This window comes from Roseomonas sp. CAU 1739, assembly GCF_039839775.1.
In the GTDB taxonomy this organism is placed as follows: Bacteria; Pseudomonadota; Alphaproteobacteria; order Acetobacterales; family Acetobacteraceae; genus Neoroseomonas.
This window is the reverse complement of sequence record NZ_JBDOQQ010000001.1, coordinates 282391-307576: the sequence shown is the minus strand read 5'-3', so window position 1 is coordinate 307576 and position 25186 is coordinate 282391. Positions and strand designations below refer to the sequence as shown.

The window sequence follows — 25186 nt, the reverse complement described above, 5'->3', positions numbered from 1 at the left end:
CCCCCGACCCGGCGTCATGGCCCGACCACGCCCAGCAAGGAAACGCCCATGCCCGTGAACCCCGCCGATGGCGCCGTGCTCGGCGCGCTGTATGGCACCGACGCCATGCGCGCCGCGATGGGCGAACACGCCTTCCTCCAGCGCATGCTGGACGTCGAGGCGGCCCTTGCCCGCGCCCAAGGGCGTCTCGGCATCATCCCCGCCGAGGCCGTCCCCGCGATCACCGCGGCCGCCGACGCCTCGCGTTTCGACCTCACCGCCATGGCGGCGGCAACGCGCAACACCGGATACCCGGTGGTCGGCCTGGTGAAGCAGCTTTCGGCGCTGGCGGGCCCGGAGGCCGGGCGCTGGACGCATTGGGGTGCGACGACCCAGGACATCATGGACACCGCCGTGGTGCTGCAGATGCGCGACGGCCTGGCGCTGATCGAGAGCGACCTGCGCGCCATCATCGCGGCCTTCGCAGCAATGGCCGCCACCCATCGCGACACCGTCATGGCCGGGCGCACCCACCTCCAGCACGCCCTGCCCGTCACCTTCGGCTACAAGGTCGCGGTCTGGCTGGCGCCGCTGATGGCCTCGCTCGACGGCCTGCCGCGCGTGCGCGAACGGGCGCTGCGCCTGTCCTTCGGTGGCGCGGCCGGCACGCTGGCCTCGCTCGGCGATCAGGGCCTTGCCGTCACCCGCGAACTCGCCGCCGAACTCTCCCTGAACGAGGCCGACATCCCCTGGCACGTCGCCCGCGACGGGCTGAACGAGGCGGTCTGCTGGCTCGGCATCCTGTGCGGCACGCTGGCGAAGATCGCGACCGACGTGATGCTGATGATGCAGACCGAACTCGCCGAGGTGTCCGAGCCGCATGTGCGCGGCCGCGGCGGTTCATCGACCATGCCGCAGAAGCGCAACCCGATCGCCTGCGAATACGTGCTGTCGCAGGCCCGCGGCGTGCACGCGCTGGTGCCGCAGATGCTGGCCGGCATGGCGCAGGACTTCGAACGGGGCACCGGCCCCTGGCAGACCGAATTGCTCGCCCTGCCGCAGGCCTTCCTGCTCGGCCACGGCGCGCTGTCCCAGGCGCGCTTCATCGCCGAGGGGCTGGTCGTCGACGCCGCGCGCATGCGCCGCAACGTCGATGCGACCGGCGGGCTGATCGTGTCGGAAGCGGTGATGATGGGCCTGGCGCCGGTGTTCGGGCGCGGCGAAGCCCACCACATCGTCAACGACGCCTGCGACCTCGCCATCGCCGAGGGCATCGGCCTGACCGAGGCGCTGATGCGCGATGCGCGTGTCTCAGCGCGGCTCGACGTCGCCACCATCGCGGCGATGACCGACCCGGCGGCGTATCTCGGCAGTGCCGGCGGCTTCGTGGACCGGGTGCTGGCGCGGTTGGCGCGGGGCTGAAGCGGAGAAGGGCTTCGCCCCTCTCACGACCTCTCCCCACCAGGGGCCAACGGTCCCCTGGACCACGGATCATTGGCGCCGCTGATCGAGGGCGCGGCCGCCGCCTGGGGCGGCGCGCCAGGACCGGCTATGGCGCTTCGGCCAGTTCCAGCAACGCCTGGCCATTGCGGCGGAACGCCGCCATCTGCGCCCGCGTGCCCTCGCAGCGTTCGGAGAACAGGCTGCTGTCGGGTGCGACCACGTCGATCTTGCTGCGCACGCGGCAGACCAGCCGCGTCGTCATCCCCGCCGACCCGCCATGCCAGCGCACCAGCGCCATCGACCAGTCGCCATAGGTCTCATAGTGCTGGCGCAGGTAGTTCGCCGCCCATTCCGTGGCCTTGTACGGGTCGAGCGGCCATTCCTGCCCGCCGCGTGCATGCACCGCCGCATTGACCTGCATGCAGCCGACCATCGCTCGCCCACCGGCGGCGCGGACCAGGCGCAGCGCTTCCTCGCGCGTCTCGGGATAATAGGCACGGCCGCCGATGTTCAGCGCATGGGCGTGCAGCCCGCTTTCATTCAGGGCGATGCCGACCAGCAGGCCCTCGGGCAGGCCGTGCTCGCGCTCGGCCTCGCGCGCGGCGTCCAGGCAGGCGGCACGCGGCGAAAGGTCGTCCCGCAGCACGGCGGGCGCGGCCAGCGCGACCTCCTGCCCCGCATCGGCCGGGGCGCAGGCTGTCAGGGCCAGCGCGCCGGCCAGCGCCGCGGCCCATAGCGGCGACAGCAGGCGGCGGCGGCGTTGAGCAAATCCGCGGAGCCGGCGAAGCCTGGATCCGAGGTGACGGGCGCCCCGCGCCAACAGGCGTGGGGTGGCCGCTCGATGTCGCCGGCAAGGTGTGGCCGGCAATGCATTCGCGGTCATCATGGCCGCCATCGACCACAATCCGACAGAAAGATCAAATCCGCCCAACCCGTGAAGGACAGTCAGGCCCTGTGGAACGTAATGTGGCTGGATTTTGGCACAGTCACCGGCAAGTCATTTTAGCCGACTTGTTTTTCATCTTCAGCGGCACCGCAATATTCAATACTTTCGAATTCAGTAGTTTTCATCAGGCGGCCCAGCTCCCACCTTGCCCGTCCGGCCGGGCCATCTTGCCACGGCCGGCGCGCCCCCTTTCATCCCATCCGCACCGATGGCGCCGCCTGCCCGGCGATCAGCACATTCACGCAGGCCGGCTTGCCGGAGGCGAAGGCGCGTTCCAGGGCTGGCGCCAGATCTTCCGCCCGCTCCACGAATTCCCCATGGCCACCCAGCGCCGCCACCACCAGGTCGTACCGCGTGGCCGGCGCCAGCTCGCAGCCATGCGCCCGCGCCGCGCCGTATTCGCGCAGCTGAATCTGGTGCTCGGCATTCCACCGCGCGTCGTTGCCGACGACCGCGACGAAGGGCAGGCCATGGCGATGCGCGGTGTCGAACTCGGCCATGTGGAAGCCGAAGGTGCCGTCGCCCAGCACGGCCAGGATCCTCGCGCCCGGCCGCGCGCAGCGTGCCGCCAGCGCGAAGGGAATGGACGGCCCGATTGCCCCCGCCACGCCATTGATCAGCCGTGCCGGCGCCGACAGGATCGCCTGCGCCCATTGCCCGATCTCCCCGCCATCGCTCACCAGCACCGTGTCCGGTCCGGCATCGAGGAAGGGCCGCAGCGCCTGGCACAGCGTGGCCGGATGGATCGGCCCGTCCGGCGCACCGGCCAGCGCCGCCCACGCGTCAGGACGGTGCGCGATATGCGCGCGCAGCCGGTCGGCCCAGGCGGCATTGGGGTGCGGCGACGCGGCCGTGGTCAGCGCGCCGACCGCCTCCGCCGCCCCGGCCATGGCGGTGACCGCGATACGCGCGCCAAGGCTTTCCACGGCGCGCGCCAGCACCGCTTCCTCCGGCTCGACCACCACGAAGCGCGCGGTCGCGGCGATCGCCGGCGCGCGCCCGAAGCGCAGCGTGAAGTCGAGCGCCTTGCCCAGCAGCACCACCAGGTCGGCCTCGGCCAGCGCCTGCGCATAGGCGCCGAGGGACGGGTCGCCCAGTCCCCGCGGACTTTCCATCGGCACCACCGGCAGGCCGATGCGCGCGGCCAGCGCCGCCACCGCGACCCGCCCCGCCGGCGTGCACAGGGCGGGCGGCACCACCAGCACCGGGCGCTGCGCCGCGCCGATGGCGGCCGCGATCGCCGCAGCCGCCTCGGGCGACAGCGGCATCGGCACCGGCGCGCTTTCGGCCGCCCCGGGCAACGCGGGGGCTTCGATCCGCGCATCCAGCACATCGGTGGGCAAGGACAGGTGCACCGGCCCCGGCCGGCCCGACCGCGCCAGGCTGATCGCCTGCGCGACATCCTGCCCGATGGTCTCGGCGGAGGATGCGGTGAAGGCCGCCTTGCACAGCGCCTCGGCCATGCGCGCCTGTTCCAGTTCCTGGAAGGCGCCGAGGCCCAGTTCGTTCAACGGCGCATGGCCCGACAGCAGCAGCACCGGCACCTCGCCCGCCTGCGCCGTCGGCAGCCCGGCCACCGCGTTGGTGTGCCCCTGCCCGCCGGTCACGAGTGCGACGCCGCATTCCCCGGTCAGCCGGGCCCAGGCGTCGGCCATATGCACGGCGGCGGCTTCGTGCCGGGTGTGGATGATCTGGATGCCCGAGGCGAACAGCGCGTCATAGACCGGCATGATGTGGTTGCCGGACAGGCTGAAGATGCGGGTCACGCCCGCCTGCTTCAGCGCGCGGACCAGCAGTTCCGCGCCGCGGATCGTGTCGGCCATGGTCGTCCTCCTCGTGTTCTGGCGGCAGGACGCCACGGGCCGGACAGGCTGTCCAGCGGCCCTTCCCGCCGGCGTCGCATTGCCCGCACGCGCGGGGCCGATGCGACCGAGGGCAGCGTGTCGGTTCATGCCGACGCGTTATCCGCATGCGCGGGAGCGATGGCGCGCAGATCCACCGCGGCATTGCATTGGCCGCACGCGGGGGGGGCGGTTCCACCCTCGGCGGAACCGCTCTAGTCTTCGCGCAACCAGTGGGGAACGCGCATGGCCGAACCGGCCAGCCTGAAGGTCAGTGTGTGGCGCGGCGGCGAACAGGGCCAATTCGCCCGCTTCGACGTGCCGGCGCGCGAGAACCAGACCGTGCTCGACGTCGTCACCTTCATCCAGCGGGAACTCGATCCCTCGCTCGCCTATCGCTTCGCCTGCCGCGTGGGCATGTGCGGGTCCTGCGCCATGACGGTGAATGGCCGTGCGCGCTGGACCTGCCGGACGCATGCGCGCAAGGTGGTCGATGCCGAGGGCGCGCTGGAATTGCGGCCCTTGGCGAATTTGCCGGTGATCCGCGACCTCGCGGCCGACCTCGCCCCCTTCTTCGACAAATGGTCGCGCGCGCGCGGCACCTTCCAGCCGAAGGAGGCGCGCGACGGCGCGGTGCCGGAGGATTTCGCCGTCGTCCCGCCTGCGTCGAAGCAGCGGCGCGAGGCCGATGCCGGCATCGAATGCATCGGTTGCGCGGTCTGCTATGCGTCGTGCGACGTGGTGGCATGGAATGACGACTACCTTGGCCCCGCTGCGCTGAACCGTGCCTGGACGCTGGTGAACGATGTGCGCGACGGCGGGCGCGCGGAACGCATGGACGCGGTGGCGGGCGATGCCGGCTGCCATTCCTGCCATTCGACGCAATCCTGCACCGAACGCTGCCCGAAGAACCTCGACCCGTCGGCCGCCATCGCGGGGCTGAAGCGAGTGCTGTTCTGGGACACGCTGCTGGGGCGGCGATGAGCGCGCCCGATCGCCACAGGGCGCAGGCGCAGCCGAGCACCGAAGGCGTGAATCGGCCGCGCCCGACACAAGACGCGCCCGATCGCCGCTGGGCGGAGCCGCGGGCGTGAACCGGCCGCGCCAGGCCAGCGCCCGCGCGCAGACCCATCTGTGGGTCGTGCAGCGCGTGACGGCCATGCTGCTCGCCTTTGCCGTGGTCGTGCACCTGGTGATGATCGTCACCGCCGTGCGCGGCGGGCTGACGGCCGCCGAGATCCTGTCGCGCACCCAGGGCAATGCGCCCTGGCTGGCCTTCTATGTCGTCTTCGCGATCGCCGCTGGGCTGCATGGCGCGATCGGGCTGCGCAACATCGCCGCCGAGACGATCGGCCTGCGCGGGCGCGGGGCCGATCTCGCCTGGGTCGCGATCGGCATCGTCACGGCGGGCTTCGGCATTCGTGCGGCGGTCGGGCTCTACGCCTGATGGACCTGCGCCCGCGTTCGCATCCGACCTACCTCGCCTTCGTCGTGCACCGGGTCTCGGGGCTGCTGCTGGCGCTGTTCCTGCCTCTGCATTTCTGGGCGCTGGGCACCGCGATCCAAGGCGCCGCGCGGCTCGACGGCTTCCTGCGCTGGACGGAGAACCCGCTCGCCAAGGCGGCCGAGACCATCCTGGTGGTGCTGCTCGCCGCGCATCTGGCGGGCGGGTTGCGCGTGCTGGCGCTGGAATTCCTCGGCTGGCGCGCGCGGCAGAAGGACATGGTGGCGGCCTCCGCCGGGATCGCTCTGCTGGTCGGGTTGGTGTTCCTGCTCAATGTGGTTTGAAGCGAGTGTCGTCGCCGGGGCGTGTTTCGTCGCCGCCTTCTGTGCCGGCATGGCGGGCTTCGCCTTCGTGCTGGTGGCCGCCGGCATCCTGCTGCATGTCGTCCCGCCTTCCGTCACCGCGCCGGTGCTGGTGCTGGGCAGCCTGATGGCGCAGTCCATGGCGCTGCCGCCGTTGTGGAAGCACATCGAATGGCCGAGGCTGCGCTTCTTCCTCGGTGTCGCGCTGCTCGGCCTGCCGGTCGGGCTGCTGGTGCTTGCCAAGGGGCCGGCGCCCGTGATCGTCGCGGGGGTCGGGCTGCTGCTGGTGGTCTATTCGGGATACATGCTGGCGCGCATCGCGCTGCGCATGGCCCCGCCCGAGGTCGCCGGCGGCCGCGCCGCCGATGCCGCGGTGGGTTTCGCCAGCGGCATATTGGGCGGCATCGGCGGCTTCGTCGGCGCGCTGCCGGCGATGTGGGCGGATATCCAGGGCTGGCCGAAGGACCGCGCGCGCGCCTTCCTGCAGCCCTTCATCGTCTTCATGCAGGCGATCACCTCGGTGGGCCTGGCCGTGGGCGGGTTCTTCACCACCGAGGCGCTGGTGCTGACCGCGGCCGCGGTGCCGGCGCTGGTGGTGGGCACGCTGCTTGGCCTGCGTGCCTATGTCAGGCTGCCGGCGCAGGCGTTTCGTATTATCCTGCTCGTGCTGCTGCTGGTCTCGGGGGTTTCGCTGCTCGTTTAAGGGAGGAAGGCGCCATGACGCTGATGACGAAGCCGGGGGTCGAACCCCTGCGCATTGAGCCCGAGGCGATCGAGGAAGCTGCGAAGCTTCTCTACATCCGCGCCTGCAAGATCCTGCCCGACGACATCAAGGCCGGCTTCGCCCGGCTGGACGGGTCCGAGACGGATGCGACGGCCAAGACCATCCTCGCCACCATGATCGAGAATATCGGCGTGGCGGAACGGATGGACAACCTGCTCTGCCAGGACACCGGCATCCCGATCTTCAACGTGCTGATCGGCCGCAACGTGCAGGTCGATGGCTGGGCGCTGAAGGACGCGATCGCGAAGGGCACGGCGCGGGCCACGCGCGAACACCCGCTGCGGTCCTCCGTCGTGCACCCAATCACGCGGAAGAACGAGCATACCTCCTGCGGCGAACGCGTGCCGGTCATCAACATCGACTTCACCGATGTGGAGCGCGAATTGCGGATCGAGATGATCCCGAAGGGCTCGGGTTCCGAGAACGGGTCATTCCTGCAGATGCTGATCCCCGCCGATGGCGTCGCCGCGGTGAAGCGCTTCGTGGTGGACCGCGTGATCCAGGCCGGCGGCAAGGTCTGCCCGCCCACCATCGTGGGCGTGGGCGTCGGCGGCACGTCCGATCTGTGCATGCACCTGGCGAAGATCGCCGCGACGCGCCCGCTCGGTTCGCGCTGCGCCGATGCGGAAGGAGCGAAGCTGGAGGAGGCGTTGTCGGAAGCGGTGAACACGCTCGGCATCGGCCCGCAGGGGCTGGGCGGCGATTCCACCGCCTTCGCCGTGCATGTGGAAACCGCGGCGACGCACATCACGATGAATCCCGTCGCGGTGAACATCCAGTGCCATTCGGCGCGGCGCGCCAGCGCGACCTTCACCCCCGCCGGCATCGCGATCGGGTTCTGACGCCATGACCCACCACGTCCTGCCCATGCCGATCACCGAGGCGCAGGTCCGCACCCTGCGCGCCGGCGACACCGTGACGCTGGAGGAAACCCTCTACGGCATCCGCGACGCGACGCAGATCCACATGTTCGACCACGGCCGCCGCACGAAGTTCGACCTGCAAGGCCATGCGGTGATCCATACCGCGCCGAACCTGCGCAAGGTGGACCGGTCCGGCACCAACCATTCGGGCTATGAGGCGGTGTGCGTCGGCACCACCACCTCCGACCGCATGGAACGCTTCACCCGCCCGCTGATGGAACGCGAGGGCGTGCGCATCATCATCGGCAAGGGCGGGCTGCGCGATGGCTCGCTGGAGGCCTTCCGCGACCTCGGCGGCGCCTACCTCGCCGTGGTCGGCGGCGCGGCAGCGCTGGAGACGACCTGGATCGAGGCGGTGGAGGATGTCGATCTCGACGACCTCAACCCGGAAGCGCTCTACAAGTTCCGCATCAAGGGGTTCGGACCGCTGCTGGTGGCGATGGATTCCCACGGCGGCAGCCTGTTCGCCACGGTGAATGCGGAAGCCGCGCGGCGTCGCCAGGCGGTGCTGGAAAAGCTGGGCGCGGCATGATGGTCGCACTGCCCCTCTACCTGCTGATCCAGGTCATGCCGCCGCCGCTCGGGCAGTGGGCCGCGATCCTGACACTCGGCATCGGCGGGGGCGGCATCGCCTATGCCGTGCCGGCGGATTGCGGCTGCGGCGTGCCGTCCAGCCCAAGGGGGCCCCGGTGATCGAACGGCGTCGCACGGATGTGCTGATCCTCGGTGCCGGAGGTGCGGGGCTGCTCGCCGCGCTCCATGCGAAGGATGCCGCACCGGACCTCGACGTGACCATCGCGGTGAAGGGCCTGCTCGGCAAATGCGGCTGCACCCGCATGGTCCAGGGCGGCTACAACGTCGCCATCGCTGCGGGGGATTCCGCCGAGCGTCATTTCATGGACACGCTCGATGGCGGGAAATGGCTCAACGACCAGGACCTCGCCTGGACGCTAGTGGTCGGCGCGCAACGGCGCATCCGGGAACTGGAAAACCGCTGGGGCTGCTTCTTCGACCGCAACCCGGACGGCACCATCCACCAGAAGGCCTTCGCCGGGCAGACCTTCGACCGCACCGTGCACAAGGGCGACCTGACGGGCATCGAGATCGTCAACCGCCTGGCCGAACAGGTCTGGGCGCGCGGCATCAACCGCATGGAGGAACACCGCGCCGTCGCGTTGATCCGCGCGAAGGACGGGTCGAGCATCTCTGGCGTGCTGCTGATCGACATGCGCACGGGCGCGCTGGTCTTCGTGCAGGCGAAAGCCGTGCTGCTGGGCACCGGCGGCGGGCCGACCATGTACAAATACCACACACCATCGGGCGACAAGGCCTGCGACGGCATGGCGATGGCGCTGCGTGCGGGCCTCGCATTGCGCGACATGGAAATGGTGCAGTTCCACCCGACCGGCGTGCTCGCCGGCCCCGGCACGCGCATGACCGGCACGATCATCGAGGAAGGGCTGCGCGGTGCCGGCGGCTACCTGCTCGGCGGCGACGGCCAGCGCTTCATGCACAAATACGATCCGCGCAACGAGCGCGCGACGCGCGACATCGTCAGCCGGTCCATGCAGCGCGAGATCCTCGCCGGCAACGTCAACGACGCCGGCGGGCTGTGGATCGAGATGGCGCATCTCGGCCCCGAGCGCGTGGCCCGCGAGTTCAAGGGCATGGTCGAACGCTGCGCCGATAACGGCTTCGACCTCGCCGGCGGCCGCGTGCCCGTGGTGCCCACCGCGCACTACATGATGGGCGGGCTGGTGTTCCGTGCCGATGGATCGACCGACCTGCCCGGCCTGTTCGCCGCCGGGGAGGACACCGGCGGCGTGCATGGCGCGAACCGCCTCGGCGGCAATGGCGTGGCGAATTCCACCGTCTTCGGCGGCATCGCCGGCGACAGCATGGGCGAATGGGTGCCGAACCATGGCGCCTTCGCCGAACCGGACGCCGCCGCGCTCGACGAAGCCACCGCCTTCATCCACGCGCCCTTCGCGAAGCCGGCGCGCAACCTCTCCCCGATCCGCGACGCGCTGCTCGACCTCATGTGGGACAAGGCCGGCATCCTGCGCGACGCCGCGGGCCTCGCCGAAGCCGCCGCCGGCCTCGATGCGCTGGAAGCCGAAACCGACGCCGCCGGCGTGGACGGAAGCGACCGTGCCTTCAACCTCACCTGGCATGACTGGCTGAACCTCAAGTCGCAATTCCTGGTCAGCCGCGCCATCGTCGCCGCCGCGCAGGCGCGCGAGGAATCCCGCGGTGCCCATTGGCGCGAGGACTTCCCCCACACCGCCGACGATGCCGCCGGCCTCGCCGCCACCCGTGTGGCGCTGGATGGCGCGCGCATCGCGCTCGACTGGCAGCCGGTCGCCTTCACGCGTCTGAAGCCCGGCGAAAGCCTGCTGCCCGCCGCCGCGGAATGATGACCGCGCCGCGCTTGACACCGGGCGGCGCGCTCCCCACCCTCTGCGCCAAGGGGATGTCCGCGATCACCCCGTGAGGCTCCGGCCGAAGCATCGCGTCCCGAACTCCCGCTTGGAGAGGACGCCATCATGCCGGCTCCCACTATCGTCACCGTGCAACAGCTTGCCCGTCGCATCGGCCTGCCCGATGCGCCCGTGCTCATCGACGTCCGCACCGCGGAGGATGCGGCGGCAGACCCGCGCTTCGTCTCCGGCACCATCCGGCGCAGCCACGCCGATATCGCCACCTGGGCGGAGGGCTTCGCCGGGCGCGACGTCGCCGTGATCTGCCAAAGGGGCCTCAAGCTCAGCCAGGGCGCGGCGGCCTGGCTGCGCCACGTCGGTGCGAACGCCGAATCCGTCGAGGGCGGCTTCGAGGCCTGGCGCGACGCCGGCTTGCCACTCGTATCCCCCACCCATGTGCCGCCACGCGATGCGGCGGGCCGCACCCTGTGGGTCACGCGGGCTCGGCCCAAGGTGGACCGCATCGCCTGCCCCTGGCTGATCCGCCGCTTCATCGACCCATCGGCCGTCTTCCTGTTCGTCGCACCGGCCGAAGTCGCCGCGGTGGCCGATCGCTTCGGCGCGACGCCCTTCGACATCGAAGGGGTGTTCTGGTCGCATCGCGGCGATCTCTGCACCTTCGACGTCATGCTCGACGAATTCGCCCTGCATACGCCGGCACTCGACCGGCTCGCGCTGATCGTGCGCGGCGCCGACACGGGGCGGCCGGACCTGGCACCGGAAGCGGCGGGGCTGCTCGCCGCCTCGCTCGGCCTGTCGCGCATGCACCGGGATGACCTGGTGCAGTTGGAAGCGGGCATGGCGTTGTACGATGCCTTCTACCGCTGGGCGCGCGATGCGGCCGACGAAACCCATAACTGGCCAACCCCCGGGAAGCCCGCATGAAGCCGCAGCCGCATTTCCCCACCTTCGCCGAGGCGCTGCGCGTCTGGCTGCGCGTCGGCCTGCTGTCCTTCGGCGGGCCGGCCGCGCAGATCGCGGTGATGCACCGCGAAGTGGTGGATGATCGCCACTGGGTCTCCGACGCGCGGTTCCTGCATGCGCTCAACTTCTGCATGCTGCTGCCGGGGCCGGAGGCGACGCAGCTCGCCACCTATCTCGGCTGGCTGATGCATGGGGTGAAGGGCGGCATCGCGGCGGGCGTGCTGTTCGTGCTGCCCGGCGCGGTGGTCATGCTCGCTCTGTCGATGATCTACGCGACGCTGGGCGAGGTCCCCATCGTCGCCGCGCTGTTCTTCGGCCTGAAATGCGCCGTGCTGGTGCTGGTGGTCGAAGCCCTGCTGCGTGTCGCCAGGCGCGCCCTGCACGGCGCCCCGGCCTGGGCGCTGGCGGGGGTGGCCTTCGTCGCACTCGCCGCCTTCGCCGTGCCCTTCCCCATCGTCGTGCTGGCCGCGCTGGCGATCGGCTATGCCGTGCCGAACGCCTTCGCCGCCGGGGGCCACGGCAAGGCGAAGCAGGGGCCGCCGGCCTTGCTGGATGCCGCGCTGGCGGCCGACCCCGACCGCATCGCCCGCATGGCCCCGGCGGCGCGCCGGGCGGGGCTGCTGACGCTTGCAATGTGGCTCTGGCCCGTCGTGCTGCTGGTCGGCACGCCGGTCTGGGGCGACATCGCCTGGTTCTTCTCCAAGATGGCCGTCGTCACCTTCGGCGGCGCCTATGCGGTGCTCGCCTATGTGGCGCAGGAAGCGGTGACGAATTACCGCTGGCTGACCGCACCCGAGATGCTGGCCGGGCTCGGCCTCGCCGAAACCACGCCCGGCCCGCTGATCCTGGTGCTGCAATTCGTCGGCTTCCTCGCCGGATATCGCGACAGTGGCATCCTGGGTGGCGTCGGCGGCAGCGTGCTGACGCTGTGGGTCACCTTCGCGCCCTGCTTCGCCTTCATCTTCCTCGGCGCGCCCTTCGTCGAGCGGATGCATGAACAGCCACGGCTGAAGGGCGCGCTGGCGGGCGTGACGGCGGCGGTGGTCGGCGTCATCGCGAACCTCGCCTTGTGGTTCGGCCTGCGCGTTATCTTCGCCGAGGTGCACCACCTGTCGATCGGGCCGGCGACGATCGACCTGCCGGTGCTGGCCACGGTGCAGCCGTTGGCACTGGGGCTCGCTGTGCTGGCGGCGGTGCTGCTGTTCGGGCTGAAGCTCGGGCTGGCGAAGGTACTCGCGGTGTGTGCGGCGGCGGGGCTGGCGCTGTCGCTGCTGGTTGGGTGACTTGGAGGGGCGCTGCCCCTCCAAACCTCCCCGCCAGGGGCCGACGGGCCCGTGGACCGCGGGGATTTGGTTCCGTGCCAGGCAGTTCGCTACTGGTGCCTACGGTCGATGCGCCGGGCGCCAGGTGACGGTTTCCAAAGGCCCACCGGCCTTTGGTGGGGTGGCTTGGAGGGGCAAAGCCCCTCCACCTTCAGCGCGCGTTCACCGCGCCGCCTTGCGGATGTTCCACGCGATGATGATCCCAGGCATCGCCAGCACATCCGACACGCGCGGGCTGACCGCGGATGGCAGGTACCACTGCCCGTGCGGCACATAGGGCACGATGCGATACGCGCTGACCTGCAGCGCATCGAGGATCCGCCGCCGCTCCGCATCATTCGCCGCATAGGGGAAGGCGTCGATCAGCGCCTGGTGCTCCGCATCGCAGGGCCAGCCCGGCCAGGCGCGCTCGCAGCTCGCCTGCATCGGCACGTTGCCGACCGGATCGGATGCGCCAAGCCCGTTCCAGAAGGTCAGCCCGATATGCCAACCGCCTTCCGCCGGCGGGCGACGATTGGCGCGGCGCTGCGCCATGGAGGCAAAATCGGTCGCCTGCACATCCGTGCGGAAGCCCACGGATTGCATCTGCTGCGCCAACACCAGCGTCGCCGCATGGACGAAGGGATTGTCGGTCGGATCCATGATGACGATGGGCGTGCCGTCATATCCGGACTCACGCAGCAGCGTGCGGGCGCGTTCGCGCGCGGCCGGCGAACCCAGGCCCTCCGGCACGCCGGCATTCGTCTCCTGCGGGGAACCGCAGACGAAGAAGGCGTGGCAGACCTGGTACAGCGCCGGGTCGGGGAACATCGCCTGGAGGATCTCCTCCTGGTTTACCAGTTGCATCAGCGCCTGCCGCGCCCGCACATCGTTGAAGGGCGGGTGGATATGGTTCATCCGGATCATGCCCGGCGCGCCGAGCGTGTTGGTGCGGACGATCCGCATCCCGCGCCGGGCGAGCATCGGCAGGAAATCCACGCCAGGGCTTTCGATGTAGTCGATCTCGCCCTGGATCAGCGCCAGCACCGCAGTCTGCGCATTGGCGATGTTCAGCCATTCGACGCGATCGACATGCGCGACCTTGCCGCCGGCCGTCCCCGACGCCGGTTCGGACCGCGGCACGTAGTTCGGGTTGCGCCGATACACCACGCGCGACCCGGCAACCCATTCCTCGCGTACGAAGATAAAAGGACCGGACCCGATCGTCTCAGTGATGGCGGTGAACGGATCGGTCGCGGCGATGCGCGCCGGCATGATCGCAGGCATGTTGCCGGCAGGCTTCGACAGCGCATCCAGCATCAGCCCATAGGGCCGGCGCAGCCGCCAGGTGATGGTCTTGCCGTCGGCATCGGGTTCCAGCGCCTCAGTGATCGCCATGACCTGGCGGCCATGCGGATCCCGCGCGCCCCAGCGGCGCAGGGATGCCACCACATCCATCGCTGTCACCGACGCACCGTCATGGAAGGCCAACCCGTCGCGCAGGGTGAAGCGCCAGGTCAGCGCGTCGTCCGACACCGACCAGGTGCTGACCATCTGCGGCTGCGGGCGCTGGTCCGCGTCGCGCCCGAACAACTGATCGTAGATCATGTGCGCGTGGCTGGAGACCACGCCCGCCGTGGTGTTGATCGGGTCGAGCGTCTGCAGGTCCGCATTGGGGACCATGCGCAGGATGCGTTCCGGCGGCACCGTTTGGGCCATGGCCGGTGCGGCGCAGAAGGCCGCGACGGCCAGTAGCAGGGCACACGCGGTGCGGATCGTCATGGTGGGCATCTCCCTCGTCGCGCCGGCGGCCGGCGCCCGGCGATGATGGACCGCCCGCCGCGGAATTCAACGCCGGGCCGCTCCGCGCAGCACGACGGTCCGCGCGGCGCTTGCCGCCCACCCGCCGCATGGCATGCTGCTCCTCCTGCCGGACAAGGAGAGCGCGCATGCGCCGCACCAGCCTCACCCTCCTCCTCGCGACCATGGCGGCCCTGCCGGCCGCGGCGCAGACGCTCACCATGGGCGCGGGCGCGCCCTCCACCTCGCTCGACCCGCATTTCTTCAACGCCGCGCCCAACAGCTCGGTCGCCGCGCACATCTTCTCCCGTCTGGTCGAACGCGACGCGCAGGTGCGCCCGCAGCCGGGCCTCGCGGAATCCTGGCGCGCCATCTCCGACACCGTCTGGGAGTTCAAGCTGCGCCCCGGCGTGAAATGGCATGACGGCCGCGACTTCACCGCCGACGACGTGGTCTTCACCTTCGAACGCGCGCCCAACGTGCCGAACAGCCCCGGCGGCTTCGGCGGCTTTCTGCGCATGGTGCAACGCGTGGAGGTGGTGGACCCGCTGACCCTGCGCATCCACACCCGCGCGCCGCACCCGCTGCTGCCGGTCGATCTGTCCTACATCTTCATCGTCTCCCGCCATGTCGGCCAGGGTGCGACGACCGAGGACTACAACAATGGCCGCGCGGCCGTGGGCACAGGCCCGTATCGCCTGCGGGCCCACATGCCCGGCGAACGCGTCGAGTTCGAGCGCAACGACGCCTATTACGGCCCGCGCGAGCCCTGGGCGCGCGCCATCTGGCGCGTCATCGCCAATGATTCCGGGCGCACCGCGGCGCTGCTGGCCGGCGATGTGGACCTGATCGACCAGGTGCCGTCCACCGACATCGAACGCCTGAAGCGCGAAACCCGCGTCGCCCTACACCAGATCCAGGGACTGCGGATGATTTACCTCCAGGCGGACTTCTCGCGCGACGGCAACCTGCCCGGCGTCACCGACAATGCCGGCCAGCCCATCGCCACCAACCCCTTCCGCGATGTCCGCGTGCGCCGCGCGCTGTCGGAGGCGATCAACCGCCAGGCGCTGACCGACCGCGTCATGGAAGGCACCGCCGCACCCTCCGGCCAATGGCTGCCGCCCGGCGTCTACTCCTACAACCCCGCCGTGCCGCCGCCGGCCTTCGACCCCGACGGCGCCCGCCGTCTGCTCGCCGAGGCCGGCTTCTCGCAGGGCTTCCGCGTGACGCTCACCACCCCGAACGACCGCTACCCGAACGACGCCCGCACGGCACAGGCGGTCGCGCAGATGTGGACGCGCATCGGCATCCGCACCGAGGTCCAGGCGCTGCCCTGGTCGTCCTTTTCGGCCCGCGCGGCGCGCCAGGACTTCGCCATGCGCCTCGCCGGCTGGGGGTCCTCGACCGGCGAAGCCTCCTACGCCGCCATCAACATCATCGGCACCTACAACCGCGAACAGCGGCGCGGCGCATCCAATGCCGGGCGGTATTCGAATCCGACGATGGACGCCCTGGTGGACCGCGCAACCGCCATACTGGATGACGGGGAACGCGAACGCGTGCTGCAGGAGGTGATCAAGGTCGCGATGGACGACCAGGCGGTCATCCCGCTGTTCCACCTGATCAACACCTGGGCGACACGGCGGGGACTGAACTACGAGGCGCGGATGGATGAGAGCACGCGGGCGATGGCGGCACGGGCGGCGCCGTAGCCGAAAGGCCGGGGGAGGAGAACCTCCCCCGGACCCCCACCCTTTTTCTGCCTGTCAACGTGGCAGGCCCGGCACGACAGGCCGGCCCATCAGGCGAAAGCCCGGAGCAGGCTGGAGCCGGACAGCAGCACGATCACCACGCCGACCACGGCCATCAGGGGGCGGGTGGGCATGTGGCGGGTTGCCAATGCCGCCAAGGGCGCGGCGACCGCACCACCAATCACCAGGCCGATGACGATCGGCCAGACGCCGATGCCGATGCTGATCGTGAAGGCCGCCGCGACCGCGGCAGTGACGAAGAACTCCGCGGCATTGGACGACCCGATCGCCATCTTCGGATCGAGCCCTCGCCCGATCAGCGTCGTCGTTACCAGCGGACCCCACCCGCCACCGCCGACGGCATCGAGGAAACCGCCGCCAAAGCCGATCGGCGCCGCATCCCGGCTGGCCAGCGCCGGATCAGGCTCGCGGCCCCGCACGGCGCGATACAGCACCACCAGCCCCATGATGACGAGGTAGACGCTGACCGCCGGCTTCAGCAGATGCATCGGCAATTCGCTGGCGACCAGCGCACCGGCCACGCCACCCACGATGCCCGGCACGGCAAGGCGCAGCACCAGGCGCGGCAGCACATGGCCCAGCCGCCAATGCGCCGCACCGGACAGCGCGGTCGTCACGACCTCCGCCGCATGAACTCCGGCCGAGGCCATCGCCGGATGCACCCCCTGCGACAGCATCACCGAACTGGCCGTCAGCCCATAGGCCATGCCGATCGCCCCATCCACGAACTGGGCGAGGAACCCGACGGCGGCATAGAACAGGATGTCCTCGGTCACGCGCGCCCCCGCAACAGGGATGGCCCGCGGAGGGATCGCCGCGGACATGGCGACGTTTCTTCCCGGCGATTCAGTATCCCGCGCGGCAGTGGCGGTGCAAGCATTGCAGCAAATGGCGGGCGCGTGGCCATCGACGCGGAAAGGCCGGGGAGGTCGCCCTCCCCGGCCCGTTCCGGTTACGCGAGGCGGCAGCGACTACCGCTGCAACGCCTGCACGATCTCCTGCGTCACCTTCTTCGCATCGCCGAACAGCATCATCGTGTTCGGCCGGAAGAACAGCTCGTTCTCGACGCCGGCATAGCCCGATGCCATGCCGCGCTTGATGAAGAACACCGACTTGGCGCGTTCCACATCCAGGATCGGCATGCCGTAGATCGCCGACGACTTGTCCGTCTTCGCCGCCGGATTGGTCACGTCATTCGCCCCGATCACGAAAGCGACATCGGCATCGGCGAATTCCGGGTTGATCTCCTCCAGCTCGAAGACCTCGTCATACGGCACGTTGGCTTCGGCCAGCAGCACGTTCATGTGGCCGGGCATGCGGCCCGCGACGGGGTGGATGGCGTATTTGATCTCCACGCCTTCCTTCTTGAGCAGGTCGCCCATCTCCCGCAGCACCTGCTGCGCCTGTGCCACCGCCATGCCGTATCCCGGCACGACGATGATCTTCTGCGCATTCTTCATCATGTAGGCCGCATCTTCCGGCGACCCCGCCTTGACCGGCGGACGGTCGGCATCGCCGCCACCCGCGGCGGCCGAACCGGATTCAGACCCGAACCCGCCCAGCAGCACGTTGATGATGCTGCGATTCATGCCTTTGCACATGATGTAGGACAGGATCGCACCCGACGCACCGACCAGCGCGCCGGTGATGACCAGCAGCAGGTTGCCGATGGTGAAGCCGATGCCCGCCGCCGCCCAGCCGGAATAGCTGTTCAGCATGGACACCACGACCGGCATGTCCGCCCCGCCGATCGGGATGATCAGCAGGAAGCCCAGCGCGAAGGACAGCAGCGCGATCAGCCAGAACAGCGCCGCATTGCCGGTGGCGACAAAGGTGATGATCAGCACCAGCAGCAGGATGCCGAGGCCGAGGTTCAGCCAATGCTGCCCGTTGAAGGTGATCGGCGCGCCCGACATCTTCCCCGCCAGCTTGGCGAAGGCGATGACCGACCCCGAGAAGGTGATGGCACCGATGGCGAGGCCCAGCGACATCTCCACCAGCGACTGCCCGTGGATATGCCCATGCGTGCCGATGCCGAAGGATTCCGGCGCGTAGAAGGCCGCTGCCGCGACAAACACCGCCGCCATGCCGACCAGCGAGTGGAAGGCCGCGACCAGCTGCGGCAGCGCCGTCATCTGGATGCGCTGCGCGACGATGGTGCCGACAGTGCCGCCGATGGCCAGCCCCGCGAGGATCAGCACGATCCCGCCGAAGCCCATGCCGTGGTGGAACAGCGTCGCCAGGATGGCGATGCCCATGCCGACCATGCCGAAGGTATTGCCCTGGCGGCTGGTCTCCGGATGGCTCAGGCCCCGCAGCGCGAGGATGAACAGGACCGACGCGACGAGATAGGAGAGTGTGGAAAGCGTGGCACCCATCGCCTCAGCTCCCCTTCTTCTTGAACATCGCGAGCATCCGTCGCGTCACCATGAACCCGCCGAAGATGTTCACCGAGGCGAGCGTCACGGCGATGAAGCCGAAGATCCGCGCCGCCGTGCCATCCGCCGTGCCGGCCGCGAGGATCGCACCCACCACGATCACCGAGGAAATCGCGTTGGTCACGCCCATCAGCGGCGAATGCAGCGCCGGCGTGACGTTCCACACCACGTGGTAGCCGACGAAGCAGGCGAGCAGGAAGATCGTCAGCAGATAGAGGAATGGCTCGGCCGCCGCGGCGACCGGCGCGGCCATCTCCGCCGCGGCGCGGGCCTGGGCGGCCAGTTCCAGCGCGCGCTGCGCGGCCGCCTGCGCCTGGTTGGCGAGTTCCGTCGCGTTCATGATCCCTGCCCCCTTATGCCGCCGGCTTCATCGACGGGTGCACCACTGCGCCCCCGCGGGTGAGTGTGACGCCCTTCACGATGTCATCATCCTCCGGCAGCTTCGGCGCCTTGGCGTCCTTGTCCCAGAAGGTCGACAGGAAGGTCAGCAGGTTGCGCGCATACAGCGCCGAGGCCGCCGCCGGCAGCCGCCCCGCCCAGTTGGTGTAGCCAAGGATCTTCACGCCGTTCTCGGTCACGAACAGCTCGCCCGGCTTGGTCAGCGCGCAATTGCCGCCGGCATCCGATGCGATGTCCACGATCACGCTGCCCGGCTTCATCGCCGCGACCATCGCCGCCGTCACCAGGGTGGGCGCCTTGCGGCCCTGCACCAGCGCGGTGCAAACCACGACATCCTGCTTGGCGATATGCGCGGCCACGACTTCGGCCTGCTTGGCGTAGAACTCCGCGGAAAGCTGCTTGGCGTAGCCGCCGGCGGTCTGCGCGGCCTTGCTCTCCTCATCCTCATAGCCGACGAAGGACGCGCCGAGCGACTTGATCTCCTCCTTCGCCGCCGGCCGCACATCAGTGGCGGACACCCGCCCGCCGAGCCGCCTTGCGGTCGCGATCGCCTGGAGGCCCGCGACCCCCGCGCCCATGATGAAGGCATTGGCGGCGGGCACCGTGCCGGCCGCCGTCATCATCATCGGGAAGCCCTTGTCATAGGCGCCCGCCCCTTCGATCACCGCGCGGTAGCCGGCGAGATTGGCCTGCGACGACAGCACGTCCATCGACTGCGCGCGGGTGATGCGCGGGGCGAGTTCCATGGAACAGGCATCCAGGCCGAGCCCCGCATAGGTCCCGGCGGCCGCCGCATCGGCGCCGAGCGTGCCGATCAGCAGCGCCCCGCGCGGGATCAGCGACAATTCGTCCACCGCGCCTTCCCCGGTGCCGAGCGGCGCGCGGACCTTGAGGATGATGTTCGCCCCGGCCAGCGCCGCTGCGGCATTGGGGGCCAGGATCGCCCCCGCCTCGGCATAGGCCGCGTCGGTGAAGCCCGAGGCGAGGCCGGCGCCGGCCTCGACCGCGACCTCAAGCCCCATGCCGATGTATTTCTTCACCGTCTCGGGCGTCGCCGCGACGCGGGTTTCCCCGTTCCGCCGTTCCGTCAGAACCGCAAGCTTCATGCGGGAGGTCTCCCTGCGCCGAGATATGTCGCACCGCACCTAACAGGCGGCGCGGCGGGGTGTCCAGCATGTGGCGATGAAACGCCGCGGCCGGCCGCCTCGGCGCCGGCGGGCGGCCGGTCTGGTGCAGCGCCGCGTCAGGCGGCCGCCACCGGCACCCGCGCCTCCGCCAGCGCCGCCGCCTGGCGTTCCGCCAGCTTCGCCTCGTCGAACCCCTCGATCAGCTCATGGAACAGGTTGTGCCAGTTCTGCCGGGCATCGAGCCGGACGAACACCGATCCCAACCCAATCGCCGCCCGGTCCATCAGCGGAAATTCGCGCGGCACTCGCACGCCCCCGGTGCGCTTGAGGCCGGCATGGACCTCCTCGGCGATCCTGCGGCCGGTCGTCGGGTCGTCATTGGGCTGGATCGGCCGCACCCGGTCGTCGAGTAGCGGCTCGTACAGGAAGCGCGCCCACATGTTCAGCACTTCCATCGTCTCGCGGCTGAGGTTCTTGAAGCCCCAGATGCGATACGCCTCGGCCGCCTTGTCGAAATCATCGTCGCGGATCGCCTCGTACAGCATGATCACGCCGCCGATGAAGGATGGCGGGAACACCCGCACCACCCCGAAATCGAGCAGGTTGATCCCGAAGCCGTCATTCTCCGCCAGGTCGGACCGCACCTGGTAGTTGCCCAGATGCGGGTCGCCATGGATCACGCCATAGCCGTACAGCGGCACGTACCAGGCGTGGAACAGCGCGCGGGCGTAGGCATTGCGCTCCTCGGCCGGCGGGTCCTCGTCGATGCGCGCCTGGATGGCGCGGCCGTCGAGCCAGCTCATGGTCAGCAGCCGGCGGGTGCAGCGGTCCTCGACCGGGGTCGGCACGCGCACGCCAGGCTGGTCCTTCAGCATCAGCCCGTACAGCCGCTGCTGCGCCGCCTCGCGCAGATAGTCCAGTTCCTCGCGCAGCCGGTCCTGCAACTCGCTGAAGGCGTCCTCGTTCTCCAGCGTCGAATCCATCCGCCGGTACAGCGCCATGGCGATCTTCAACTGGCGAAGGTCGGCCTCCACCACCGATGCCATGTCCGGATACTGCAGCTTGCAGGCAACGCGGGTGCCGTCATGCAGCACGGCGCGGTGCACCTGGCCGAGCGAGGCCGCCGCCGCCGCCTCGCGCTCGAAACTGGCGAATTTCGTCTCCCAGTCCGGGCCGAGTTCATTGGCCATCCGCCGGCGCACGAAGGGCCAGCCCATCGGCGGCGCATTGGCCTGCAGCGTCGCCAGTTCCTTGGCGTATTCGGCCGGCAGCGCGTCCGGCACGGTGGACAGGAACTGTGCCACCTTCATCATCGGGCCCTTCAGCCCGCCGAGGATGGCCTTCAGATCCTCCGCATGCGCCGCCTTGTCGGCCTTCATGCCGAGGAAGCGTTGCCCGGCGTAGCGCGCCGCGATCCCGCCAACCGCCCCGGAGGTGCGCAGCATCCGCCGCGCCTCCCCGAACAGCGTGCTGCCCTCGCGCTCAGCCATCCGTCTTCTCAAGCTCGTCGATAAAGCCCGAGATCACATCCAGCCCCTTCATCCAGAAGGCCGGATCAGCGGCGTTCAGCCCGAAGGGCGCGAGCAACTCCTTGTGCCGCTTGGTCCCGCCGGCGCGCAGCATGTCCAGGTACTTGCCCTGGAAATCTTTCACATTGCCCTCGCGATACACGCCGTACAGCGCATTCACCAGGCAATCCCCGAAGGCATAGGCATAGACGTAGAAGGGTGAGTGGATGAAGTGCGGGATATAGGCCCAATAGACGCCGTAATCCGGCGTGAACTCGAAGGCCGGCCCCAGGCTCTCCACCTGCACCTGCATCCACAGCTCGGCGATGCGGTCGGAGGAGATCTCCCCCTTCCGGCGCTCGTCATGCAGCAGCGTCTCGAAGCGGTAGAAGGCGATCTGGCGGACCACCGTGTTCAGCATGTCCTCGACCTTGCCGGCCAGCATCGCGCGGCGGCGCTTCGGGTCGGTCTCGGCATCGAGCACGGCGCGGAAGGTCAGCATCTCCCCGAACACGGAGGCCGTCTCGGCCAGCGTCAGCGGCGTGGAGGACAGCAGGTAGCCCTGCGCGCCCGCCAGGATCTGATGCACGCCATGCCCCAGTTCGTGGGCCAGCGTCATCACGTCGCGCGCCTTGCCGTGATAGTTCAGCAGCAGATAGGGGTGCGCCGAAGGCACCGTCGGATGCGCGAAGGCGCCCGACGCCTTGCCCGGCCGCAGCGCCGCATCGATCCACGGCTTGTCGAAGAAGCGGCGCCCAACCTGCGACAATTCCGGGCTGAAGGCCGCGTAGGATTTCAGCACGCGCTCCACCGCCTCGGGCCACGGCACCAGCCGGTCATCCTCATCCGGCAGCGGCGCATTGCGGTCCCAATGCTGCAGCTTCTCCAGCCCGAGCCACTTCGCCTTCATCGCGTAGTAGCGATGCGACAGGCGGGGGAAGGACTGCCGGACGGCGGACACCAGCGCGTCCACCACCTCGTCCTCGACCATGTTCGACCGGTTGCGATAGGAGCCGGGGCGCGGATAGTGGCGCCACTTGTCCTCGATCTCCTTGTCCTTCGCCAGGGTATTGGTGATCAGCGTGAACAGCCGCGAACGCTCGCCAAAGGCGGCTGAAACCCCCTTGGCCGACGCCTCCCGCTTCGCCCGGTCGCGATCCGACAGCCCGTTCAGCGCAGCGGAAACCGTCACCTCCTCCTCGCCGACCTTCACCTTCATGTTGGCGATGGTCTCGTCGAACAGGCGGTTCCAGGCGGAAGCGCCGGCGACTTCCTTCTCATGCAGCAGCTTCTCGATCTCGTCGGACAGCTGGTGCGGGCGGAACACCCGCAGGTCGCGCAGCCAGGGCCGCCAATGGGCCAGCGCCGCCGACCCGCCGACCTTGCTCTCCAGCGCCGCATCCTCGATCCGGTTGATCTCCAGCGTGAAGAACAGCAGGTGCGATGAGATCGTCGTCACCCTCTCCTGCGTGGTGCCGTAGAAGCGGCCATTCTCCGGATTCTGCGCATCGCCGCTGAACAGCAGCCCGGCGAAGGAGGTGATGCGGCCGAGCCGTTCCCACAGCTCCTCATACTGGCCGATCGCCTGGGCCAGCGCATCGCCGGACAACCCCGGCAGCTTGCCGGCCAGCCGAGCCTCGAAGGCGCGGGCATCGGCCTCGGCGCGATCGAGATCGGCCGCCAGCTTCGGGTCATCCGGCCCGGCATAGAGGTCGGAGAGGTCCCAGACCGGCAGCGCGGCTTCGCCGGCAGCGGCATCGAGGGGGGAACGGGCGGGGGCGGGGAAGGTGCGAAGGGTCACGAAGGTCCATATAGGCCAATCGGAGTGATGGCCAAGCATCGCCGCGCGCCCTACATCGTGAGCGGGAGTTCCGAACCGGGAGGAAACCGAGGCCGCATGCCCCCTACGCCCGAAGACTGGCCGACGCTGCCGGTGATGATGCTGTCGCGCGCCGCCGAATGGGCCGACCGGCCGCTGTTCCGCCACTGGCAGGCCGGCGCCTGGCGCAGCCTGTCCTGGGGGGATTTCGCGCTGCGCGTCGCCTCGGTCGCCGCCTTCCTGCGCGCCCGCGGCATCGCCCCCGGCGACCGCGTGCTGCTGGTCAGCGAGAATCGCCCGGAATTCCCCATCGCCGACACCGCCATCATGGCGATCGGCGCGGTCACGGTGCCGACCTACACGACCAACCTGCCCGGCGACCACGCGCATATCCTGCGCGATTCCGGCGCGCGGGTGGCCATCGTCTCGACCCGCAAGCTGGCCGAGAAGGTGCTGGAAGGCGCGGCACTCGCCGATGGCCTGGACCTGCTGATCTGCGCCGAGGACCCGCCCAGCGCCGCCGGCCTCGCCGGCCACCATTGGGACGAAGCGATCAACACGACGGGCGACGTCGCGATGCTCGCCGCCGAGACCGCGGCCGCCCCCACCGACAGCCTGGCCTGCCTGATCTACACCTCGGGCACCGGCGGGCTGCCCAAGGGGGTGATGCTGCCGCACCGCGCCCTGCTGGCGAACCGCGCCGGGGTGGTGCCGCTGGTCAAGCGCCTGGGCATCGAGAACCAGCCCTACCTGTCCTTCCTGCCGCTGTCACATTCCTATGAGCACACGGTGGGCGGCTTCCTGCTGCCCTCCGCCGGGCTCGAAGTGGTCTATTCACGCGGCGCCGACCGGCTCTCCCACGAACTCGCCGAGATCAAGCCCGCCGTGCTAACCGCCGTGCCCCGGCTGTTCGAGGTGCTGCGCGGTCGCATCCTCGCCGGGCTGGAGAAGGAGACACCGTTCAAGCGCGGGCTGTTCGACCGCGCGCTCGCCCTCGGCCTGCGCCGCATGGATGGGCCGCGGCTCGGCCTGCTGGACCGCGTGCAGGACCGCGTGCTCGACCACCTGGTGCGGGAGAAGATGCGCGCGCGCTTCGGTGGGCGGTTGAAGGCGATGGTGTCCGGTGGCGCGCGGCTCGACCCCGACCTGTCGGGCTTCTTCATCGCGCTCGGCCTGCCGGTGATCCAGGGCTACGGCCAGACCGAGGCCGGGCCGGTCATCAGCGTCAACCTGCCCTGGGCGAACCGGCGCCACACCGTCGGCCCACCGCTCCGCGGCGTCGAATGCCGCATCGCCGAGGATGGCGAGGTGCTGGTGCGCGGCGACCTCGTGATGACCGGTTACTGGAACAAGCCCGACGCCACCGCCGCCGCGCTGCTCACCCTGCCCGGCGAGGACCAGCCCTGGCTGCACACCGGCGATGTCGGCGTCATCGAGGATGGCCGCCTGCGCATCACCGACCGGAAGCGCGACTTCATCAAGACGCTGGGCGGCGACATGGTCAGCCCCGCCAAGATCGAAAGCCTGCTGATGGCGGAACCGGAAGTGCACCAGGCGCTGGTCGCCGGCGAAGGCAAGCCCGCCCTGGTCGCGCTCATCGTCCCCACCGACGGCATGGAAGCAAAGCTCGCCGACGCGGTCCGCCGCGTGAACGCGAAACTGCCCACCATCGAACGCGTCCGCCACTTCGCCGCCACCGAAGCCTTCACCATCGAGAACGGACTGCTGACGCCGACGATGAAGGTGAAGCGCCGCGCGGCGATCGAAGCGCGGTCGGCGGAAGTGGAAGGGATGTACGTCTGACGGCGCAACGGCCCCGCTGATATGCGCCTCGGCACGGGGATGAGGGCCTGCGCGGCGGGACCGAGAGGGGCCTTGCCCCTCTCGGGCTCT

General features: G+C 69.8%; 21 protein-coding genes and 1 pseudogene. 13 read left to right on the top strand and 9 right to left on the bottom strand.

Annotated elements, in window-relative coordinates; all coding sequences use genetic code 11:
• The first annotated feature begins 48 nt into the window (after positions 1–48).
• Positions 49–1401 carry an adenylosuccinate lyase family protein gene (locus tag AAFN86_RS01425; RefSeq protein ID WP_347541417.1) on the top strand — a complete coding sequence of 451 codons (1353 nt, stop codon included), beginning with the start codon at positions 49–51 and terminating at the stop codon, positions 1399–1401.
• 127 nt (positions 1402–1528) lie between these two features.
• Here AAFN86_RS01425 and AAFN86_RS01420 read toward each other — a convergent pair whose 3' ends face one another.
• Both AAFN86_RS01420 and AAFN86_RS01415 read right to left on the bottom strand, forming a co-directional pair.
• On the bottom strand, positions 1529–2242 hold the full coding sequence (locus AAFN86_RS01420; RefSeq protein ID WP_347541416.1) for a transglycosylase SLT domain-containing protein: 714 nt from the start codon (positions 2240–2242) through the stop codon (positions 1529–1531).
• Positions 2243–2559: 317 nt separating this feature from the next.
• Entirely contained in the window at positions 2560–4191 is a 1632-nt protein-coding gene (locus AAFN86_RS01415) for a thiamine pyrophosphate-binding protein (protein ID WP_347541415.1), read from the bottom strand.
• A 264-nt stretch (positions 4192–4455) separates the two neighbouring features.
• Between AAFN86_RS01415 and AAFN86_RS01410 the strand changes: the two genes are divergently transcribed.
• The 10 genes from AAFN86_RS01410 (at position 4456) to chrA (ending at position 12409) form a co-directional block, all read left to right on the top strand.
• The gene (locus tag AAFN86_RS01410; protein WP_347541414.1) at positions 4456–5193 is read left to right on the top strand and encodes a 2Fe-2S iron-sulfur cluster-binding protein; all 738 of its coding nucleotides are present in this window, start codon (positions 4456–4458) and stop codon (positions 5191–5193) included.
• Between the two features lie 106 nt (positions 5194–5299).
• Positions 5300–5656, top strand: a complete 357-nt coding sequence (locus AAFN86_RS01405) for a succinate dehydrogenase (RefSeq protein WP_347541413.1) — start codon at positions 5300–5302, stop codon at positions 5654–5656.
• Complete coding sequence (gene sdhC, locus AAFN86_RS01400) at positions 5656–5997, top strand: succinate dehydrogenase, cytochrome b556 subunit (protein WP_347541412.1); 342 nt, start codon at positions 5656–5658, stop codon at positions 5995–5997. Before AAFN86_RS01405 ends, sdhC begins: the two co-directional genes overlap by 1 nt.
• Positions 5987–6718 (top strand): sulfite exporter TauE/SafE family protein, encoded by a 732-nt coding sequence (locus tag AAFN86_RS01395; RefSeq protein ID WP_347541411.1) that lies wholly within the window; start codon positions 5987–5989, stop codon positions 6716–6718. The genes sdhC and AAFN86_RS01395 overlap by 11 nt, the downstream gene beginning before the upstream one ends.
• A gap of 14 nt (positions 6719–6732) precedes the next feature.
• Positions 6733–7641 carry a fumarate hydratase gene (locus tag AAFN86_RS01390; RefSeq protein WP_347541410.1) on the top strand — a complete coding sequence of 303 codons (909 nt, stop codon included), beginning with the start codon at positions 6733–6735 and terminating at the stop codon, positions 7639–7641.
• A gap of 4 nt (positions 7642–7645) precedes the next feature.
• Positions 7646–8254: a fumarate hydratase C-terminal domain-containing protein gene (locus tag AAFN86_RS01385; RefSeq protein ID WP_347541409.1), complete on the top strand. Its 609-nt coding sequence runs from the start codon at positions 7646–7648 to the stop codon at positions 8252–8254.
• Complete coding sequence (locus AAFN86_RS01380) at positions 8251–8415, top strand: hypothetical protein (protein WP_347541408.1); 165 nt, start codon at positions 8251–8253, stop codon at positions 8413–8415. Before AAFN86_RS01385 ends, AAFN86_RS01380 begins: the two co-directional genes overlap by 4 nt.
• The gene (locus tag AAFN86_RS01375; RefSeq protein WP_347541407.1) at positions 8412–10139 is read left to right on the top strand and encodes an FAD-binding protein; all 1728 of its coding nucleotides are present in this window, start codon (positions 8412–8414) and stop codon (positions 10137–10139) included. Before AAFN86_RS01380 ends, AAFN86_RS01375 begins: the two co-directional genes overlap by 4 nt.
• A gap of 129 nt (positions 10140–10268) precedes the next feature.
• Positions 10269–11087 (top strand): sulfurtransferase/chromate resistance protein, encoded by an 819-nt coding sequence (locus AAFN86_RS01370; RefSeq protein ID WP_347541406.1) that lies wholly within the window; start codon positions 10269–10271, stop codon positions 11085–11087.
• On the top strand, positions 11084–12409 hold the full coding sequence (gene chrA / locus AAFN86_RS01365; RefSeq protein WP_347541405.1) for a chromate efflux transporter: 1326 nt from the start codon (positions 11084–11086) through the stop codon (positions 12407–12409). The genes AAFN86_RS01370 and chrA overlap by 4 nt, the downstream gene beginning before the upstream one ends.
• 201 nt (positions 12410–12610) lie before the next feature.
• On the opposite strand, the gene AAFN86_RS01360 is transcribed toward chrA, so the two are convergent.
• The gene (locus AAFN86_RS01360) at positions 12611–14209 is read right to left on the bottom strand and encodes an ABC transporter substrate-binding protein (protein ID WP_347541404.1); all 1599 of its coding nucleotides are present in this window, start codon (positions 14207–14209) and stop codon (positions 12611–12613) included.
• A 128-nt stretch (positions 14210–14337) separates the two neighbouring features.
• On the opposite strand from AAFN86_RS01360, the pseudogene AAFN86_RS01355 reads away from it, so the two are divergent.
• Positions 14338–15657 (top strand): annotated as a pseudogene (locus AAFN86_RS01355) (ABC transporter substrate-binding protein); the annotation flags it as partial.
• A gap of 374 nt (positions 15658–16031) precedes the next feature.
• On the opposite strand, the gene AAFN86_RS01350 reads toward AAFN86_RS01355, so the two are convergent.
• The 6 genes from AAFN86_RS01350 to AAFN86_RS01325 form a co-directional block, all read right to left on the bottom strand.
• On the bottom strand, positions 16032–16826 hold the full coding sequence (locus AAFN86_RS01350; protein WP_347541402.1) for a sulfite exporter TauE/SafE family protein: 795 nt from the start codon (positions 16824–16826) through the stop codon (positions 16032–16034).
• A gap of 147 nt (positions 16827–16973) precedes the next feature.
• Positions 16974–18380 carry an NAD(P)(+) transhydrogenase (Re/Si-specific) subunit beta gene (locus tag AAFN86_RS01345; protein WP_347541401.1) on the bottom strand — a complete coding sequence of 469 codons (1407 nt, stop codon included), beginning with the start codon at positions 18378–18380 and terminating at the stop codon, positions 16974–16976.
• A gap of 4 nt (positions 18381–18384) precedes the next feature.
• Positions 18385–18780, bottom strand: coding sequence for a proton-translocating transhydrogenase family protein (locus AAFN86_RS01340; RefSeq protein WP_347541400.1), 396 nt, complete (start codon positions 18778–18780; stop codon positions 18385–18387).
• Between the two features lie 13 nt (positions 18781–18793).
• Positions 18794–19945 (bottom strand): NAD(P) transhydrogenase subunit alpha, encoded by a 1152-nt coding sequence (locus AAFN86_RS01335; RefSeq protein WP_347541399.1) that lies wholly within the window; start codon positions 19943–19945, stop codon positions 18794–18796.
• Positions 19946–20082: 137 nt separating this feature from the next.
• Positions 20083–21456, bottom strand: a complete 1374-nt coding sequence (locus tag AAFN86_RS01330) for an AarF/ABC1/UbiB kinase family protein (protein WP_347541398.1) — start codon at positions 21454–21456, stop codon at positions 20083–20085.
• A complete protein-coding gene (locus AAFN86_RS01325; protein ID WP_408906575.1) occupies positions 21449–23314 on the bottom strand; it encodes a M3 family oligoendopeptidase in 1866 nt (621 codons plus the stop codon). Before AAFN86_RS01325 ends, AAFN86_RS01330 begins: the two co-directional genes overlap by 8 nt.
• A gap of 57 nt (positions 23315–23371) precedes the next feature.
• Here AAFN86_RS01325 and AAFN86_RS01320 point away from each other — a divergent pair, with 57 nt between their 5' ends.
• Positions 23372–25096 (top strand): long-chain fatty acid--CoA ligase, encoded by a 1725-nt coding sequence (locus AAFN86_RS01320; protein WP_347541397.1) that lies wholly within the window; start codon positions 23372–23374, stop codon positions 25094–25096.
• Positions 25097–25186 lie beyond the last annotated feature (90 nt).

Excerpts from the sequence above, each read along its gene's own strand:
- AAFN86_RS01370 (WP_347541406.1), top strand. The coding sequence starts at position 10,269 with ATGCCGGCTCCCACTATCGTCACCGTGCAACAGCTTGCCCGTCGCATC.
- AAFN86_RS01325 (WP_408906575.1), bottom strand. The coding sequence starts at position 23,314 with ATGCTTGGCCATCACTCCGATTGGCCTATATGGACCTTCGTGACCCTT.
- AAFN86_RS01330 (WP_347541398.1), bottom strand. The coding sequence starts at position 21,456 with ATGGCTGAGCGCGAGGGCAGCACGCTGTTCGGGGAGGCGCGGCGGATG.
- AAFN86_RS01320 (WP_347541397.1), top strand. The coding sequence starts at position 23,372 with ATGCCCCCTACGCCCGAAGACTGGCCGACGCTGCCGGTGATGATGCTG.
- AAFN86_RS01385 (WP_347541409.1), top strand. The coding sequence starts at position 7,646 with ATGACCCACCACGTCCTGCCCATGCCGATCACCGAGGCGCAGGTCCGC.
- AAFN86_RS01395 (WP_347541411.1), top strand. The coding sequence starts at position 5,987 with ATGTGGTTTGAAGCGAGTGTCGTCGCCGGGGCGTGTTTCGTCGCCGCC.
- sdhC (WP_347541412.1), top strand. The coding sequence starts at position 5,656 with ATGGACCTGCGCCCGCGTTCGCATCCGACCTACCTCGCCTTCGTCGTG.
- AAFN86_RS01345 (WP_347541401.1), bottom strand. The coding sequence starts at position 18,380 with ATGGGTGCCACGCTTTCCACACTCTCCTATCTCGTCGCGTCGGTCCTG.
- AAFN86_RS01380 (WP_347541408.1), top strand. The coding sequence starts at position 8,251 with ATGATGGTCGCACTGCCCCTCTACCTGCTGATCCAGGTCATGCCGCCG.
- AAFN86_RS01410 (WP_347541414.1), top strand. The coding sequence starts at position 4,456 with ATGGCCGAACCGGCCAGCCTGAAGGTCAGTGTGTGGCGCGGCGGCGAA.
- AAFN86_RS01360 (WP_347541404.1), bottom strand. The coding sequence starts at position 14,209 with ATGACGATCCGCACCGCGTGTGCCCTGCTACTGGCCGTCGCGGCCTTC.
- AAFN86_RS01425 (WP_347541417.1), top strand. The coding sequence starts at position 49 with ATGCCCGTGAACCCCGCCGATGGCGCCGTGCTCGGCGCGCTGTATGGC.
- AAFN86_RS01350 (WP_347541402.1), bottom strand. The coding sequence starts at position 16,826 with ATGTCCGCGGCGATCCCTCCGCGGGCCATCCCTGTTGCGGGGGCGCGC.
- AAFN86_RS01340 (WP_347541400.1), bottom strand. The coding sequence starts at position 18,780 with ATGAACGCGACGGAACTCGCCAACCAGGCGCAGGCGGCCGCGCAGCGC.
- AAFN86_RS01335 (WP_347541399.1), bottom strand. The coding sequence starts at position 19,945 with ATGAAGCTTGCGGTTCTGACGGAACGGCGGAACGGGGAAACCCGCGTC.
- AAFN86_RS01390 (WP_347541410.1), top strand. The coding sequence starts at position 6,733 with ATGACGCTGATGACGAAGCCGGGGGTCGAACCCCTGCGCATTGAGCCC.
- chrA (WP_347541405.1), top strand. The coding sequence starts at position 11,084 with ATGAAGCCGCAGCCGCATTTCCCCACCTTCGCCGAGGCGCTGCGCGTC.
- AAFN86_RS01415 (WP_347541415.1), bottom strand. The coding sequence starts at position 4,191 with ATGGCCGACACGATCCGCGGCGCGGAACTGCTGGTCCGCGCGCTGAAG.